Below are 16,883 nucleotides of genomic sequence, written 5' to 3' on the forward strand. Positions count from 1 at the left end.
GAAAACGATATGATTAAACAGATTATTGCTTCGGCATTAATTACCGCTTCCGTGTACTCTTATGCACAGACGAAAGTAACAGAAGGAACAAAATTCACAGTGGATGCCAATCTTGAAACGGATGATAAACTGGTACTGGCAGATGATTACAATTCTTATATGTTCAGTGTTATCAATATTGACGGATTGATGAGAAATGTTTTCCCTCACAAGAAATTACTGATGAGAAAACTGGATCAGAACGGAAGTCTTGTGGATACTTATGTGAAAGATTATGCCAACAAAACGAATGGTGTTCTTCACAATTATCTGGGGTCGCAACAGATCGATGATGATAAATTTATAGCATTTACGGAAGAGTATTTCGGAAAAGAAAACAGAAAGGAAGTATTCCAGCATGTTTTCAGTAGAAAGGAAGGGACTTTTACAACAAAGAGTATTGCAAAATACAGCATCGAGTCTACCAACAAATCAGGAACTACTTATGTCCTTTTCTCAGAAAACGGGAAATATGCAGCCATATTCAATGACAGATATGCGAATAAAAAGACAGATAATGTCAATGATGTGCTGGTAATGGATTTAAGAACACTTTCTCCGGTCTGGAACAAAGAAATCACATTGAGCAATGATTATGTTGAAAAGTCTTTGACATTAACCAACTCAGCGAAAATCGTCCTATTACGTAAAGCCGCAGGCTGGAAAGAATCTTATAAGCTGGAACTGGTTTCCAATACTGAAGATAAAGACCTTCCGTTCGATGATAAATATATTCCTGAAAAATTATATGCTTTCAGTAAAAATGATAGTGATTATCTGGTGACTTTTGGAAGGAAAAATGCAGCGGTTACCATTGGAGCAAGTACTTTCGGAACGGTGATGTACTATGATATGAAGTCTGGGAAAGCAGTCATCAGCAATACCAATCTGGCTGGAAGCAAAGATATGAGCGATGTGAAAGTCATTAAAACGATTGTGAAAGGGGATGAAACTTTAATGGCTGTCCAGCAGGAGACGGTGACAAGACCGATGCCTACAGCAATGAACCGTTTCCCTGATCCTGTATATTCTCTGGATGCGGGAATGCTGATCAAGTTTAACAAAGAAGGTGAAGTAAAGCAATTCGTAGCAGCAGGAACTTCTACAGGAAAAAGAATTCATGTGGTTGAAGCCGGAGACAAACTTTATATTTCTGCTTTTTATCCTAAAGGAGCATTTGGTAATACAGGATTTTCTATGAAAGTTTTTGATTTTGCCAATCTGAAACCTCAGGAAGTAAGCCTTGATTATAAAGGTAGAAATTTCTTCCAGAACTACGGTTTTGCAGATGGAAATATGATTCAGTATGTTCCGAATGTCAATAAAATGATGTTCCTTCAAAAGAGCAGCAAAGAGGTTCAGATGTTCAGTGTATACAATTTTATAAAATAATCGTATTTTAGAAAAAATTATCACATGCAGATTCAGTCGGTTTCTATAGAAGATTATATCTCAAAAATTCCTGAAGAGAGACAGGAAGCTTTTAAAAAACTTTTTGATACGGTGAACGACAACCTTCCGAAAGGTTTTGAAGATGCTGCAAATTACGGGATGATAGGCTGGGTAGTTCCTTTGACAACATATCCTGCGGGATATCACTGTGCACCCGGGACACCGCTGCCTTTTATCAACCTTGCTTCCCAGAAGAATTTTATAGCACTCTATCATATGGGACTGTATTCAAAACCGGAACTTCTGGATTGGTTTGTAGGAGAGTATCCCAAATATTCTAAGAAAAAGCTGGATATGGGTAAATCCTGTGTCCGCTTCAAAAAAACAGAAGATATTCCTTTTGAACTGATTGCCGAGCTGAGTCAGAAAATGACTCCTGATGACTGGATCGGAATTTATGAATCACAGTATAAGAAATAAAAAGAGCCCTGAAATCTATTTGATTTCAGGGCTCTTTTTTATGCTGGAAGCTGGAGGATGGGAGTAGGAAGTTATATTTATGTTTAAAAACTATCAATTGTTATTCCTTGATGAGCAATCTGAATATTAAAAAGTTAATTAAATGGTGTGTATTTATTCATCGACATCCAGAAACTTCGGTCCTCCAGCTTCCCTCTTCCAGCTAAAAATGAATATCCCAGATTCCTGCTTTTCTTTCAAGCTCAATCAGAGCGGCTGCATTATCTGCAAGAGCTTCATAATAATCTTTTCGAACACTGTTATAGGTTCTCTGCGCATTCAATACTTCTAGGATAGAGCTTTCTCCTCTTTTGTAGCTATAAATGATTCCTTCCAGAATACTTTTGGCCTCAGAAAGCATTCCGTTATGAAATTGTCTGAGCTGTTTCTGAGTGGCTGTGTATTGCTGAAAAGCCTGCATTACCTCAGCTTTTATCTCCTGTTCGATCTGTTTATACTCAACTTCTGCCTGCGAATGGGCCATTTCTGCAATTTTCAATCCGGCATTTCTTCTGTTGGAAAATTTTAAAGGAATACTGATACCCATTTTTACAGCATTTACAGTGGGAGAAGGAGCAATTTCATTCGTTGCTTCAGTATGTCGTTCTGCTCCGGCGCTGATGCCCAGATCTATGATCCGATTAGCTTTTTCAAGGCTGATCTGACTTTTGGTTACTTCCGTATTTTGTTTCGCAGCCAATAAATCTGCTCTTTCATTTAAAGCCTGAAGAATCAGATCATCGATATTAAAATCTCTGTTGAAAGCATTAAAGTCTCCGGCAACATCTCTGCCGGTAATTTTGCCATCTCCCAGAAATACAGATAAACCGGTGAGAGCCTGCTGCTCTGCACTTTCAACCTGATATACTTCATTGAGCAAAGAAGCTGCTTCCAGCTTACTCTGTTTGGAAGTGACCAATGTTATCGTTCCCAATTTATACCGGATACTGTCGGATTTTGCCAATTGCTGCATGTTTTGATAAGAATCCTCCTGCACTTCAAGCAAAGCCTTCGATTTTAAAGCCTCAATATATCCTAAGCTGGCATCTGCACGAAGATTCCTGAAAAAATCCTGCAATTGTATTTTGCTCAGCTCCGATTGATTTCTTGCCAGATTTACCCTGGCCTTTCTTTTACCACCCAATTCAAGTGTCCAGCCAAGTGAGGCACCATACACATAACCCATACTTTGTCTTACTCCGTTATTGGTGGTTTCCATTTCCAGCTCAGGATCAGGGAACATATTAGCAGTCTGAATAGCTGCTTCGGACATGCTTACATTGTATTTTTGAGAAGCGTAGCCTAAATTTTTATTTCCTACAAGACTCAGGTATTCTTCAAAGGGTAAAAGCTCTTTTTCCTGTGCTTTCATCCCGGTGATGCTGAGCAATACGACAGATAATATGATAAAACGAACTCTAATTTTCATCTGATTCTAAATTTTGTTTTTTGTTTCGGCGTTCAGTCATAAAATAAATAGCCGGAAGCACGAATAAGGTTAAAATAGTAGAGAACATCAGCCCGTAAACAATTACTGTTGCCAGTGGACGCTGTACATCAGAACCGATTCCTGTGGCCAATGATGCCGGAAATAATCCGATGACAGCAACCGTCGCGGTCATCAGTACAGGTCTGAAACGGTCTTTTGCACCTTTGATGGCAGCCTCTTTCAGTTCATATCCTTTCTTCCGCAGATCATTGATATGAGAGATCATGATCACTCCATTCTGGATGGCCACTCCAAAGAGAGCGATAAATCCTACTGCTGAAGATACATTCAGAGACATTCCGCGGATATTAAGTGCCAGCATTCCCCCAAATAGAGCCAACGGAACGATAGACATCAGTACCAAAGCCTGCCTGAAATCTCCAAAGGCACCGTACAGCAGCAGAAACATAATAGCTAATGCCAGCGGAACAATAAATGCCAGCCTGGAATATGCCCTGTTTTGATTTTCAAACTGTCCGCCCCATTTGATCTGGTATTTCTCATGATCATATTGGATCTCTTTTTCAATTGTATTCTGTGCATTTTTCAGGAAGGAAGAAAGATCGGTGCCTCTTAAATTCAGCTTTACCGTAAGATGTCGTTTATTCATTTCTCGGGTAATGGTGCTTTCTCCGGTACTTAATTTCACTTCTGCGACCTGTGATAAAGGTATTTTGGCTCCGGAAGCTGAAGTAAGCATCAGATTTCCGATTTTATCCGGAGTATCGCGGCTGTCCTCTGTGTAACGGCATGAAATATCATACACTTTATTGCCGATAAAGATCTGGGAAATGGCTTTTCCTCCCAATGCGACCTCAATAAGATCGGCCACATCGGCAACATTCAATCCGTACTGGGCAATTTTATCTCTGTTGGCAATAATCTGCAGTTGAGGTAACGGTGGCTCCTGATCAATGGCAAGGTCTGCCGAACCCGGAATTTTATGTAAAGTAGACAATACATTTTCTGCAATTCTTCTGGTTTCTTTAAAATCTTCTCCATATACTTTTACCACCAGCTCACTGTGCGCTCCGGAGATTTTGTCCATAACTCCATCAATCATAGGTTGTGAAAATCCGACGGTGAATCCCGGCATGTCCTTATAATCTGCAGCAAGTTCTTTGATGAGGTCTGCTTTTGTTTTTCCTGAAGGCCATTCGCTGTAAGGCTTTATTCCGACAGAAACTTCAAAGTGGGAAGCAGTCCACGGGTCGGTACCATCATCGTTACGTCCTGCCTGAACCATCATATAGGTAATTTCAGGATGTTTCAGCGTGCGGGCTCGTAAGGTATCACTCATTTCTTTTGATTTGGCTAAAGAAATTCCGGGTGGAAGCTGTACCTGCAGCCATATAGAGCCTTCATCCAGTTCAGGTAAGAAATCTTTTCCCACATGCCAGGAGAGAATTCCGGCAGATACTAAAACAATCATAATGGGAATGAGAACTCTTTTAGGAGTCTGCATTATTTTTTCAATGCTTTTTCCATAGGCTGTGCTGAGTTTCTCCAGCCATTTATTGTGATAGATCTTCTGTGGTTTCCGATAAATTACATAAGCTAATCCCGGGATAAGAAGTAATGCTACAGCAAGGGCTCCCAACAGAGCATATCCAACAGTAAAAGCCATGGGGGTAAATAATTTTTTTTCCACTCTTTCAAAAGCAAATAATGGAAGGTAAGCCGTAATGATAATGATGGTGGAAAAGAAAATCGGTTTTGCCACTTCAATCACTCTTTGGGTAATTGTCTTTTCTTCCAGTGTTTCTTCTGAGTTTTCTTCTCTTTTCTTCAGGATGGTTTCCAGCATAACGATAGCTCCGTCTACAATGATTCCGAAATCAATAGCTCCCAGTGAAAGAAGATTGGCCGGAATATTGGTAAAATGCATTAGTATAAAAGCAAATAATAAAGAAAGCGGAATGGTAATCGCTACCAATAATGCTCCGCGCCAGCTTCCCAGAAATACAATCAGCACAATAATCACCAGTACAATTCCTTCGGTAAGGGTATGAGAAACTGTGGTAAGCGTTGTTTTTACAAGATCTGTTCTGTCCAGAAAAGGATGGATCTTTACTCCGGGTGGAAGTGTTTCATTATTAAGTTCTTCAATCGCTTCATGTACACCTTCCAGTACCTGGGAAGGGTTTTGTCCTCTTAGCAATAGTACAATTCCTTCTACACTTTCAGAATAATTACGGTTTCGGTCTGTGTAGCCAAGAACTCCTTTTCTTTCAAGGTTTCCGTATTTTAATGTTCCTATGTCATTCAGGAAAACAGGAACCCCATTCTGGGTTTTGACTACAATTTTTCCCAGATCATCCAGGTCTTTTACCAAACCTATTCCACGGATGACATACGCAAGGTTTCCGCGGGGAAGCATGCTTCCTCCGGCGCTGACATTATTTTTGGAGATTGTTTCGGTAACTTCTGACAGGGATAATCCATACTGTTCAAGCTTATGCGGATCCAGCTCAATCTGGAACTGGGTGGTAATTCCTCCGAAATTGGTGACATCAGCAATTCCTGAAACCTGCTTGATTCGGGGAATAATAACAAATTGCTGTAAATCTGTCAATTCCCGCAGGCTGTGGCTGTTACTTTCAATAATGTAACGATATACTTCGCCGATGGGAGAGGTGAGAGGATCTAATCCCGGCTGTGCCCCATAAGGAAGTTCCACTTCCGTCAGCCTTTCCTGGATACGCTGCCTTGCCCAGTAATCATCTATGCCATCATCAAAAACAATGGTAATAATGGAAAGCCCGAAGGTACTTTTGCTTCGCATCACATGCATTCCTGGAAGACCGTTCAGAGATCTTTCCAGAGGAATGGTAATTTGTTGTTCTACTTCTTCGGCGGCCAGGCCCGGAACCTGCGTTACCACCTGGGAAGTGACATCAGCAATATCAGGATAGGCTTCTATGGATAATCTGGTCCAGGAATAGTATCCGAAGAATCCCAGTAAAAGGAAGAGGGCAAGCATCAGCCATCTCTTCTGTATAGAGATTGTCAATAATTTCTTCATAGTTTTTCTTTTACATTATTTTGTATCCGGCATATAAATTCCGCCTTCGGTCATGATGGTTTCTCCGGGTTTTAATCCTGATATGATTCTTACAGTTTTCTCATCGGTTTCTCCCGTTGTCACAGAACGTCTGGTAAATTGGCTTTTTCCTGTTTTTATCCATACATATTGTGAACTGTCCTCCTGCATTAAGGCCGTTACAGGAATCATCACCGTCTTTTCAGGGGTTGTTGAGAAGTTTACGGTGGCGTACATTCCCGGCTTTAATTTTCTGTCCGGATTATCACATTCAATAAGAACTTTAATGCTTCGGGTATCTTCATCCACCATTTCATTGATGTGGTATACTTTTCCGGTAATATTTCTTTCGGGATAGGCACTCACTTTTACAGAAACCTGGTCGCCAATATTGACAAAGCGGATATCTTTTTCCTTTACATCACCGGAAATCCAGACTTTTGATAATTCTGCGATGATCACAACCGGATCTGCATCTCCCTTCAGATATTGGCCGTTGACAATTTTGTTGGAAATAACTTCTCCGTTAATGGGTGCTCTTACAACAAGCGGACTTCCTATGCCTCCACTTTTGCTGTTATAGACCTTCAGGGCAGAAGATGCATTGGAAAGGGATGTTTTTTTATTTTTAAAATCCGTTTCCGCTTCGTCCAGCTCTTTCTGGATACCGACTCCGTGTTTTACGAGGTCCTGCTGGCGTCTGTAATTTTTTTCTGCAAGCTGTACATCATTCAGAGCATCTGTGTAATCTTTTTGAACTGAAAAATAATCCGATGAAAGGATTTCAAAAAGTGGGTTTCCGGCAGAAACATTTTGCCCAAGCTGAATAAAAGATTTTGTAATCCTTCCGGAAAAAGGGCTGGCAATTTCCGCATAATGATTGGGGATTGCCTGGATTGTTCCCGCTGAAATCACACCGTCGCTGTGTTCCTGTTCGGTTACCATCTGTGTTTTAATTTTTTTGAAAACCGGATGGCTTTCCGGAATGGTGATCTGGTTGCCTTTTGTTATAATTTCCGGTTCTCTGCTTTGCTGAGCTGCATTGTCTTTACAAGAGACTGCAAAGAGAATAATACTACTTAAGATTATTTTTTTCATGATCTTAATACAATTGAGTGCTGTTGCTGATTTTTACTTTTTCTTTGTTATTTTTCCTGGTACTGAACCATTTCTTGCTTCTGGCTTCTTTCTGAGAGGATAGGGTAGGTCTCAGGAATATATTGGTAGATACAATGAAGAGAACTGTGATAAAGGCTTCCAGAGGATATCCCAAAGCGCATAATGCGCCTATGGCTGCTGAACACCATAATGTGGCTGCTGTATTTAATCCTCTTACGGTAAGGCCGTCTTTCATGATAACACCGCCGCCAAGGAAACCTATTCCACTGACGATGTAAGAAGTGATTCGGCCGGCTGCATCGCCACCAATTCTGATGGCAATCAGTACGAATGCCGCAGAACCGATGCATACCAGAGTGTTGGTGCGGAGACCTGCATTTTTTTTGCGCCACTGTCTTTCGAAGCCAATACCGGCTCCCAGACAAAATGCGGTAAGGAGACGAAGGGTAAATTCGAATGTATTCATAACTTTTCCTGTTTTTGTAAGCTTTTCAGCTGTACGGGAAAAGTGAGTACAACTAAAGCTTTTAAGATTGATAATTACTGTAAGGATCTGAGTCCATATTGCTTTATTTTTTACTGTGCAAAAGTAAAACTGACTGCCCTTTTTTGCCGTTAGAAAAGCTTTAGAATGTGATTAGAAAATCATTAGAGAAAGTTCCTTTCTGTTTTTTTTGATGATTCTGCAGGAAATAGTTGTTTATTATATCCTTTTAATATGTGTAAACTGTACCCATGATAAGCGATAAAATTTCAATACATTTGGAGGCTGATTTTTGTATGATGAATTTTACAATCTGTCATATGAAATAAAAGCTTGTTAAATCCCGGAGACTTCCTTCCATTATCTTTTGAATTATATATTGTAGAAATGAAAACATCAAACTTAGCAATACCGGCTACGCTTTTAGCGATTATCTGTGTGCAGGGAGGAGCCTCCATTGCAAAACAGCTTTTTCCTGTAATCGGAGCTATTGGTACAGTTACTTTAAGAATTGTACTTTCTGCTGTTTTGCTTACTTTGATTAACCGTCCTAAGTTTTTACAATTTAACAGCCAGAAATGGAAATACTGTGCGATCTATGGAGTTGGATTGGCTGCAATGAATCTTATTTTTTATATGGCCATTCAAAGAATTCCGCTGGGATTGGCTGTTACTGTGGAATTTGCGGGTCCATTATTTCTTGCATTGGCATTGTCCCGTAAACTGCTGGATGTCGTGTGGGCATTACTGGCCTGCGTGGGAATTCTGTTAATTGTTCCTTGGAAAAATGATCATGTCGATTTGCTAGGACTTGGATTGGCCTTTCTGGCAGGGATGTTCTGGGCCCTGTATATTGTAATGGGTGGAAAGGTTTCGAAAATAATGGATGGAAAAGATGCGGTTACCACCGGGATGATATTTGCCAGCCTTGTCATTATTCCCTTTACCATCTGGGATGGAGCCGTTTTCAATCTTACTCCTGCTATTTTTATAAAAGGACTTGGCGTGGCTGTTCTTTCGAGTGCTTTGCCCTTTTCACTGGAAATGATGGCCTTGAAAAAACTTCCTGCAAAGACTTTCAGTATTCTGATGAGTCTGGAACCGGCATTTGCCGCACTCTCAGGATTGGTTTTTCTTGCTGAAGAATTATCTTTTTTGCAATGGATTTCTATTGCCTGTGTAATTACAGCGAGTATTGGAACGACCGTTTTCAATAAGAAATCTCTTTCTCATGATTGATGAAATTTTTTAACCATTAAGTAAATGAAGGTTGTAAGGAAAGTTAAGATTCAAATACATTTGAATGAAGTTTCTGATCAATTACTGGGTGATAAACTCTACCTTAAAAGTAGTTTTATTCTGTTCTGATACAACTTTGATTTTTGCATTGTGAAGGTGAATAATTTTCTCCGTGAGAAATAATCCTATTCCATGACCTTTTTCACGTTTGGAGTTTTCACTTCTGAAAAAAGGCTCGAAAATATGCAGTAAATCTTTTTCATGGATACTATTTCCGGTATTGGTAAAACTGATTGTAAGAATTTTTGAATCCGTATTAACATCAATCAGGCAGGTATGTTCCGGAGAATATTTACAGGCATTGTCGATAAGATTGTTGAAGGCCACCTGAAGAAGATATTCATTTCCCTGAATGATAAGCTGATGTTCTTCCACGGAATCTTCTATGTTCAGAGAAACTTTATATCCTGAATTTTCTTTGGTGATTTTGGTATAAGATTCCAGAAGAACCTCGTCAAGACGTACTTCCGAAAAACTGATCTCATTGGGATCATAGCTTGCTTTGGCGAGATCCATTAAGCTATTGGACAGTTTTACCATATTCCGGGCATCATCCAGCGCGAATTGAATGGTTTCCTGATATTCTTCCCTGGTTTTATCTTTTACAGAAGCCAGTTCCAGTTCGGTGATGATGGCTGATAAAGGCGTTCTCAGTTCGTGTGAAATATTGGATACAAAATGTTTTTGCGAATCAAAGGAATTTTCAAGCCGTTCCAGCATTCCATTGAAGTTTTCAGCAAGCTCATTAAGTTCGTCTTTTTCTTTGGTTGTTTTCAGGCGTAACTGTAATTTCCCGGCGGTTATTTTTTTTATCTGAGTAACCATGTCCGTCAGCGGACTCAATGCTTTTTTGGAAAGAAATATTCCGGCCAGATAAATCAAAATCAGAATAATGAAAAACGAGATGAGACTGATGGTAAGAAGATGTGTAAGATAATCATATCCGTATTGATCATAGGCTGCTGCAGTTACCGCATACGTTTTTCCTTCATAATGATACACGATTCCAATGACCTGCAGATCATTGAGAAAGAAATTAATTTTCTTTTTTTGAAATATCTTGGAAAGCATTTCCGAAGTTTCCTTTACATAATCTACTTTGGCGTCATCATGATAAACCAGCTCCTTATTACTGTCATAAATCGCTACCTGAACTTCGTTAAGCGTTCTGGTATTGTTTTTATAAAGCTTGTGCATTTCCTGCTCGGGAAGTGAACTTCGGAAAAATAAATCGGCTTTGGCAATCGCTTCATTTTGAAGTTCGCTGTAAAAAGATTGTTCTCTGGCTTCTTTGGATGAATAATAGATCGAAATACTGTAAATACTTAAAAGCATTGCAGTGATTAAGGTAAAAAGCAGGGTAAGTCGGGTTCTTATTTTCATCCGGATATTTTTAATTTATCTCAATGCTTACTGTACAATACCTTTTTCGTAGTCTTTTTTAAGAATGAATCCCATGCCCGCTTTGGTATGGATCAGTTTGGTTTCAAAATCTTTATCTATTTTTTTTCGTAGATAATTGATATAGACATCAATAAAGTTGGTCCCCGTATCAAAATGGGTTTCCCACACCTTTTCTGCAATTTCACTTCTGGAAAGTACTCTTTCTGAATTTTCCATCATGAATTTTAAGAGATTAAATTCTTTCGGGGTCAATTTTATAGGCGTATGGTCACGGCTCACGGTTTTTTGTTCCAGATTCATTTCAATACCTTCATATGTAAGAACAGAAACTCTTTGGTGGGGCTGTTGTGAAAATCTTTTCAGAAGTACTTTGATCCTTGCTACCAGTTCACGCATTTCAAAAGGTTTGGTGAGATAATCATCAGCTCCGGCATCAAATCCTTCCAGCTTATCATCCGTAGTTCCCAATGCAGTAAGCATAATGACAGGAAGATTGGGTTTTAAACTTTTGATTTCATTACAGAATTCAAGACCATCTTTTTTGGGCAATACAATATCTGTAACTACCAGATCAAAATGGGTCTGTAAAGCCAGCTTCAGACCGGTATTTCCATCGTAAGCTGCAGTGACCTCAAACTCTGCTTCCTGAAATCCCTTTGCAATCAATTTTGAAAGTCTGTCGTCGTCTTCAATTAATAAAATATGGGGCATAAAATTCCTGAAGTGTTTGGGTTGGGGTGAAGAATAGATCAATATTCTCACAAATGTAATGAATTCTATTTTGTAATTTTGGTTCCGAAAATAGAATCGAATGTCTGAATTTAGATTAAAAAAGAAGTATGTGGCTGGATTTTTATACAGTCTGATGTTATTATTGGTACAGTGTCATAATAATGTTTCTGTAAGTACTGTAGATATCAGAAACGGAGACTTGCTTTTTGTAACTGCAAAAGAAACAGGGCTTTCCGGAGCGATTAATAATGTAACTCAACAACAAAAAACAGCTTCATTTGATCATATAGGAATTCTGGAAAAAGAGGGCCGCAAAATGTTTGTTCTGCATGCTGCACCAAAAGGCGGTTCTCAGAGACAAGATTTAAAAGACTTTATTAAAGATCAGAAAGAAGAAGGTCAGGAAGTGATTGTTTACCGGTTAAAACCGGAATATCAGAAGGCAATTCCTGAAGCGGTTAAAAAAGCGCATTCCATGCTGGGAAAACCTTACAATTTCAATTATATCCTTGATGAAAATTCCTATTACTGTTCAGATTTTGTGGAAAGAGCTTTTCGGGACGAACATATTTTCAAACTGGAACCCATGACATTTATTGATCCGAAAACAGGAAAAACAAACACATTCTGGGAAGAATTTTATACTAAGAAAAATCTCAAAGTCCCTGAAGGTGAGCCTGGTTGCAACCCAAACGGATTGGCCGGTTCTGGTAAATTAGAAAGAATAGGGAACTATTAAAACATAAGAGAAGCTCAACAGGCTTCTTTTTTTTATGTTAAATTTTAAAAAATATTAGTCTACTAATTTGGTGGACTAATATTTTTTTATATTTTTGTCACAGATTTAAAAACAAAAGTGTCATATGATCTGACAGAGTTTAACCCAAAAATGTTTAGCAATGATTACACCTAATCCCGGCCTGCAGGTTTTACAAAATAAAATTAACCTGCCTAAAAAAGAATTGTTATTGGAAATAGAGTTGAATGGTAAAATGAAATTTGAACATTTGATGAATACGATCTACAATCAATTTGGCATTTGTCATAGAGTGTTATCTGCTAACGTAGAGTATGTGAACGGGTATAGTTTCGGTTCAGTACAGTTATATATTAATGTCAATTCAGAAGATTTTCAGCAGCTTGAAGTCTATCTGAATAAAAATAAACTTATCAATACGACGGTAGAATATACCTGCAGAACTTATTTTTAAGTGAGATTCATATAGTTTTAATTACTCAAAGCGTCAGGTTTTTACCGGGCGCTTTTTATTTTGCACTATAACAGATTTAAATGACGAATCAAATTGCTGCAGAACAGAGATGCCTCAAGGGAGTTATTCTGAGCGAAATGAAATGTAGTAAAGAATCTTATATATTTGATTGGCAATAAGATTCTTCCTTCGTCAGAAATCAAAGATTCGACGTAGTCAATGACAGAAGTACAGAAGTAAAACAAAAAAAGCGCTCAGATATTCTGAACGCTTTTATAAAATTTTTGGCTTATCCCTTTAGTTAATACCGGAGATTAATAATTAACAAGGTTTTCTTATTGATAACCCTCCGACAGGCTCAGGGTGACAACCCTAAAACCAACCGAAATTTTTAAACATTGTCAGGCTGAGCCTGGCGAAGCCATTATTTAAAGATTAGCTCAATAAAATAATTTTAGATTCTTTCAATGTCAGCACCAATAGCTCTCAGTCTTCCATCAATATTTTCATATCCTCTGTCGATTTGCTCGATATTGTGGATAATAGATTTTCCTTCAGCAGAAAGAGCAGCAATAAGAAGGGCGTTTCCGGCTCTGATATCCGGGGAAACCATTGTCGTTCCTCTTAACGGAGCTTCCTGGTTCAATCCGATTACCGTAGCTCTGTGCGGATCACATAAAATGATCTGAGCACCCATATCAATTAATTTATCCACAAAGAATAATCTGGATTCAAACATTTTCTGATGAACCAGAATACTTCCTTTGGCCTGAGTAGCCACTACTAAAATAATAGATAATAAATCCGGTGTAAATCCAGGCCATGGCGCATCCGAAATCGTAAGGATAGAACCATCAATAAATTTCTGGATTTTATAATGCTCCTGTGCAGGAATATAGATATCATCACCGCTTTGCTCAAGCTGAATTCCCAGTTTTCTGAAGGTATTCGGAATCACACCAAGCTGGTTCCAGTTTACATTTTTAATGGTGATTTCAGATTTTGTCATGGCTGCAAGACCAATCCATGAACCGATCTCTACCATATCCGGAAGCATGGTATGCTCAGTACCTCTCAGATATTCAACCCCTTCAATAGTAAGAAGGTTGGATCCGATTCCTGAGATATTGGCTCCCATTCTGTTCAGCATTTTACATAATTGCTGAAGATAAGGTTCGCAGGCAGCATTGTAGATTCTTGTTTTTCCTTTAGCCAGAGCAGCTGCCATTACAATATTGGCCGTTCCGGTTACAGAAGCTTCTTCCAATAGGATGAATTTTCCTCTCAGTTCTTTAGCTTTTAAAGAATAGAAATATTCCTCTTCATCATAATTGAATTCAGCACCTAATTCAACAAGTCCCTGAAAGTGAGTATCCAATCTTCTTCTCCCGATTTTATCACCACCCGGAGTCGGCATATACGCTTCTCCATAACGGGCAAGCATTGGTCCCATCAGCATAATGGATCCGCGAAGTTTGGCTCCGTCTTTTTTAAACTCGTTAGATTTTATATAATCAAAATTAACCTGATCTGCTTTGAAAGTATAATCTCCCTGTCCGTTTTTGGTAATTTTTACTCCAAAATCCCCAAGAATTTCAATCAGTCGGTTCACATCATGGATATCAGGAATATTTTTGATTCTTACTTCTTCGTCTGTCAGAAGAACAGCACATAAAATTTGTAGAGCCTCATTTTTGGCTCCTTGTGGAGTTATTTCACCCTGCAGTCTTTTTCCTCCTCTTATTTGAAATGTTCCACTCATTATTTTCTGTTTTTATGATTGTTATTATGCCTTCTTTTGTTGGGCTGGTTATTATTTTTATTGTTGCTGTTGTTCCTGTTGTTGTTATTATTGTTCCTGTTGTTATTATTGCTGGTGTAATAGATTTTACTCTTTTCAAGAGAATCTATTCCGGTAAGATCCAGCCTGTTTTCAGACAGTTCTTTCAGGTGGCGGAAAATAACATCATCCGTCACATGTTCTTTATTATAGACATTATAAGACTTCTTCATATTGTTGGCAATCACCTCGATAAGGGCTTCTTTTTCATCACCCGTTTCCAGTTCGATTGCTTTTTCTATCAATTGAAGAATACTTTTTCCGTAGAACTTAAAGTCACCTTGAAGTTTTGGGTATTCCATTCTTTTAGGTTTTTCTGCCAGCTGTTCCATCGTTGGGAACGGATAAGGAGAATCTACATCCAGATCATAGTTGGCAAGAATAAAAAGATGGTCCCAAAGTTTATGTTTATAATTTTCCTCGTCGCGAAGTTGTGGGTTTCTCTGACCCATAAAATCGATGATTGCCATAGCCATTTCATTCCTTTCATCTTTGGAAGGAAGTTCTTTGCAGCGCTCAACCAACTGTTGTATAATTCTGCCATATTCCGGCATATGAAGCTGAGTTTTTTGGGTGTTGTATTCCATAGTATGCAAATATATGCATTAAAAGAAAAATTGTCTCGGGAATCTGAAAAATTTATGATTTTTTAATGAAAAAAATTGAATGCCTTTCATCTTGATTTATTAGGTAAAATGAAAATATTTCCCATTTATTTGATTTTGTTTTTAATAAAATTGTATCTTGTTTAATAGATTGATAATTAATTACAGCGATGAAAAAAACAAACTTTTTCCTTTCACTACTGGCTTTAGCATTAATGAGCTCATGCCGTACAAGTGATGAATTAATCACAGAACCTACCAAGCAGGAAGAGGTTCATAACAAAACAGTGAATGTGACCAATCATGATGGCCGGCCTTTCAGTACAGGAAGCGGTTCAGGTTCTGCCCAAAGTAAATTCGTAGCAGGACCGGGTGGCGGAGTTCTTATGCAGGGCTTTTACTGGGATGTTCCGGAAGGTGGTAACTGGTGGAATACCGTTAAAGACAAAATAACAGCGTGGTCCAATGCAGGAATTGGGGCAGTATGGCTGCCGCCGGCATCAAAAGCACAGAACGGTGCATATTCTATGGGGTACGATCCTACAGATTACTATGATTTTGGAGATTTTAATCAGAATGGAAGCACGGAAACCCGTTTCGGATCCAGAGCTGAACTGGAAGCATTGATTACGAAAGCCCATGCCGAAAATATGCAGGTATACGCAGATATTGTAATCAATCATAACAGTGGAGGACAGTCTGAAGCCAATCCTTTTACAGGAACCAATACCTGGACTAATTTTTCAGGAGTGGCATCAGGGAAATTCCAGAGAAACTATAATGACTTTTACAAAAATGCTTATGGAAATAATGATGAAGGAGCTTTTGGCGGTTTTCCGGATTTATGCCACGCGAATCCTCATGTGCAGGACTGGCTTTGGGGAAGAGATGATTCTGTCGCAAAATATTATAAAAATGTGATGAAATTTGACGGCTGGAGGTTTGATTACGTTAAAGGGTTCGGGCCATGGGTGGTTAACACCTGGAATTCTAACGTAGGTGGATTTTCTGTTGGAGAATTATGGGATTCCAATGTCAACACATTGGAGTGGTGGGCCAACAATGCCAACAGTTCCGTATTTGATTTTGCGGCTTATTATAAAATGGATGAAGCCTTTGATAATGGTAATCTAAATGCTTTGAATGATGATATGATGTGGAAAAGAAATCCATACAAAGCAGTCACCTTTGTTGCCAATCACGATACCGATATCATTTACAATAAAATGCCGGCATATGCCTATATCTTAACCCATGAAGGATATCCTACCATTTTTTACAGAGATTATGAAGAATGGTTAAATAAAGAACGACTGAACAATCTGATCTGGATTCACAATAACAAAGCCACCGGAACAACTTCCATTCTCTACACCGATAATGATGAATATATTGCAAGACGTAACGGTTATAATGGTAATCCGGGACTTGTAGTTTATATCAATACGTCTTCAAACTGGCAGGAAAGATGGATAGAAACCAACTGGAGCAGCCAGCAGATCAAAGATTTTACAGGGAACTCAAGCTGGTACCCAACAACTCAGGGAGATAAATGGGTGAAAATCCAGTGCCCGCCGAATTCTTATTCTGTGTGGTCGCTGAATTTATGAGTAATGAGCAATGGGTAAGTATTGATAATTGATAATTATAATTGATTAAGCTGGTAAGAGATTGCTCTTCAGTTTAATTTTTATTAAACATTAAACA

Annotated in this window: 14 protein-coding genes; 6 read left to right on the forward strand and 8 right to left on the reverse strand. The window is 38.7% G+C overall.

Annotated elements, in window-relative coordinates:
• Window positions 1-9: 9 nt before the first annotated feature.
• A complete protein-coding gene (locus tag AC5YGI_RS12885) occupies window positions 10-1,431 on the forward strand; it encodes a hypothetical protein (protein ID WP_446104955.1) in 1,422 nt (473 codons plus the stop codon).
• A 24-nt stretch (window positions 1,432-1,455) separates the two neighbouring features.
• Complete coding sequence (locus AC5YGI_RS12890) at window positions 1,456-1,911, forward strand: DUF1801 domain-containing protein (RefSeq protein ID WP_330747645.1); 456 nt, start codon at window positions 1,456-1,458, stop codon at window positions 1,909-1,911.
• A 202-nt stretch (window positions 1,912-2,113) separates the two neighbouring features.
• On the opposite strand, the gene AC5YGI_RS12895 is transcribed toward AC5YGI_RS12890, so the two are convergent.
• Genes AC5YGI_RS12895 through AC5YGI_RS12910 form a run of 4 tightly spaced genes read right to left on the reverse strand, consistent with a single transcriptional unit; the run spans window position 2,114 to window position 8,067 of the window.
• Window positions 2,114-3,379, reverse strand: a complete 1,266-nt coding sequence (locus AC5YGI_RS12895; protein ID WP_496168539.1) for a TolC family protein — start codon at window positions 3,377-3,379, stop codon at window positions 2,114-2,116.
• Complete coding sequence (locus AC5YGI_RS12900) at window positions 3,369-6,464, reverse strand: efflux RND transporter permease subunit (RefSeq protein WP_496168540.1); 3,096 nt, start codon at window positions 6,462-6,464, stop codon at window positions 3,369-3,371. Before AC5YGI_RS12900 ends, AC5YGI_RS12895 begins: the two co-directional genes overlap by 11 nt.
• Before the next feature lie 15 nt (window positions 6,465-6,479).
• Window positions 6,480-7,580, reverse strand: coding sequence for an efflux RND transporter periplasmic adaptor subunit (locus tag AC5YGI_RS12905; protein ID WP_496168541.1), 1,101 nt, complete (start codon window positions 7,578-7,580; stop codon window positions 6,480-6,482).
• Window positions 7,581-7,584: 4 nt separating this feature from the next.
• Window positions 7,585-8,067: an MgtC/SapB family protein gene (locus AC5YGI_RS12910; protein WP_227942839.1), complete on the reverse strand. Its 483-nt coding sequence runs from the start codon at window positions 8,065-8,067 to the stop codon at window positions 7,585-7,587.
• Window positions 8,068-8,472: 405 nt separating this feature from the next.
• On the opposite strand from AC5YGI_RS12910, the gene AC5YGI_RS12915 reads away from it, so the two are divergent.
• Complete coding sequence (locus tag AC5YGI_RS12915; RefSeq protein WP_496168542.1) at window positions 8,473-9,324, forward strand: EamA family transporter; 852 nt, start codon at window positions 8,473-8,475, stop codon at window positions 9,322-9,324.
• Between the two features lie 81 nt (window positions 9,325-9,405).
• Here AC5YGI_RS12915 and AC5YGI_RS12920 read toward each other — a convergent pair whose 3' ends face one another.
• On the reverse strand, window positions 9,406-10,767 hold the full coding sequence (locus tag AC5YGI_RS12920; protein ID WP_496168543.1) for a sensor histidine kinase: 1,362 nt from the start codon (window positions 10,765-10,767) through the stop codon (window positions 9,406-9,408).
• 27 nt (window positions 10,768-10,794) lie between these two features.
• Window positions 10,795-11,499, reverse strand: a complete 705-nt coding sequence (locus tag AC5YGI_RS12925) for a response regulator transcription factor (RefSeq protein WP_446104960.1) — start codon at window positions 11,497-11,499, stop codon at window positions 10,795-10,797.
• Between the two features lie 100 nt (window positions 11,500-11,599).
• On the opposite strand from AC5YGI_RS12925, the gene AC5YGI_RS12930 reads away from it, so the two are divergent.
• Together AC5YGI_RS12930 and AC5YGI_RS12935 are read left to right on the forward strand one after the other, a co-directional pair.
• Window positions 11,600-12,259: a YiiX/YebB-like N1pC/P60 family cysteine hydrolase gene (locus tag AC5YGI_RS12930; RefSeq protein ID WP_496168544.1), complete on the forward strand. Its 660-nt coding sequence runs from the start codon at window positions 11,600-11,602 to the stop codon at window positions 12,257-12,259.
• 160 nt (window positions 12,260-12,419) lie between these two features.
• Window positions 12,420-12,731: an NIL domain-containing protein gene (locus tag AC5YGI_RS12935; protein ID WP_062676181.1), complete on the forward strand. Its 312-nt coding sequence runs from the start codon at window positions 12,420-12,422 to the stop codon at window positions 12,729-12,731.
• Window positions 12,732-13,185: 454 nt separating this feature from the next.
• Here AC5YGI_RS12935 and murA read toward each other — a convergent pair whose 3' ends face one another.
• Window positions 13,186-14,493, reverse strand: coding sequence for a UDP-N-acetylglucosamine 1-carboxyvinyltransferase (gene murA / locus AC5YGI_RS12940; protein ID WP_110008022.1), 1,308 nt, complete (start codon window positions 14,491-14,493; stop codon window positions 13,186-13,188).
• Window positions 14,493-15,158 carry a DUF4290 domain-containing protein gene (locus AC5YGI_RS12945; protein WP_202841191.1) on the reverse strand — a complete coding sequence of 222 codons (666 nt, stop codon included), beginning with the start codon at window positions 15,156-15,158 and terminating at the stop codon, window positions 14,493-14,495. The genes murA and AC5YGI_RS12945 overlap by 1 nt, the downstream gene beginning before the upstream one ends.
• A gap of 188 nt (window positions 15,159-15,346) precedes the next feature.
• Here AC5YGI_RS12945 and AC5YGI_RS12950 point away from each other — a divergent pair, with 188 nt between their 5' ends.
• A complete protein-coding gene (locus tag AC5YGI_RS12950) occupies window positions 15,347-16,786 on the forward strand; it encodes an alpha-amylase (RefSeq protein ID WP_496168546.1) in 1,440 nt (479 codons plus the stop codon).
• Window positions 16,787-16,883 lie beyond the last annotated feature (97 nt).

The sequence above is a fragment of the Chryseobacterium sp. CS3K3.1 genome, from assembly GCF_059515165.1.

Excerpts from the sequence above, each read along its gene's own strand:
- AC5YGI_RS12895 (WP_496168539.1), bottom strand. The coding sequence starts at position 3,379 with ATGAAAATTAGAGTTCGTTTTATCATATTATCTGTCGTATTGCTCAGC.
- AC5YGI_RS12935 (WP_062676181.1), top strand. The coding sequence starts at position 12,420 with ATGATTACACCTAATCCCGGCCTGCAGGTTTTACAAAATAAAATTAAC.
- AC5YGI_RS12915 (WP_496168542.1), top strand. The coding sequence starts at position 8,473 with ATGAAAACATCAAACTTAGCAATACCGGCTACGCTTTTAGCGATTATC.
- AC5YGI_RS12910 (WP_227942839.1), bottom strand. The coding sequence starts at position 8,067 with ATGAATACATTCGAATTTACCCTTCGTCTCCTTACCGCATTTTGTCTG.
- AC5YGI_RS12900 (WP_496168540.1), bottom strand. The coding sequence starts at position 6,464 with ATGAAGAAATTATTGACAATCTCTATACAGAAGAGATGGCTGATGCTT.
- murA (WP_110008022.1), bottom strand. The coding sequence starts at position 14,493 with ATGAGTGGAACATTTCAAATAAGAGGAGGAAAAAGACTGCAGGGTGAA.
- AC5YGI_RS12885 (WP_446104955.1), top strand. The coding sequence starts at position 10 with ATGATTAAACAGATTATTGCTTCGGCATTAATTACCGCTTCCGTGTAC.
- AC5YGI_RS12890 (WP_330747645.1), top strand. The coding sequence starts at position 1,456 with ATGCAGATTCAGTCGGTTTCTATAGAAGATTATATCTCAAAAATTCCT.
- AC5YGI_RS12950 (WP_496168546.1), top strand. The coding sequence starts at position 15,347 with ATGAAAAAAACAAACTTTTTCCTTTCACTACTGGCTTTAGCATTAATG.
- AC5YGI_RS12905 (WP_496168541.1), bottom strand. The coding sequence starts at position 7,580 with ATGAAAAAAATAATCTTAAGTAGTATTATTCTCTTTGCAGTCTCTTGT.
- AC5YGI_RS12945 (WP_202841191.1), bottom strand. The coding sequence starts at position 15,158 with ATGGAATACAACACCCAAAAAACTCAGCTTCATATGCCGGAATATGGC.
- AC5YGI_RS12920 (WP_496168543.1), bottom strand. The coding sequence starts at position 10,767 with ATGAAAATAAGAACCCGACTTACCCTGCTTTTTACCTTAATCACTGCA.
- AC5YGI_RS12925 (WP_446104960.1), bottom strand. The coding sequence starts at position 11,499 with ATGCCCCATATTTTATTAATTGAAGACGACGACAGACTTTCAAAATTG.
- AC5YGI_RS12930 (WP_496168544.1), top strand. The coding sequence starts at position 11,600 with ATGTCTGAATTTAGATTAAAAAAGAAGTATGTGGCTGGATTTTTATAC.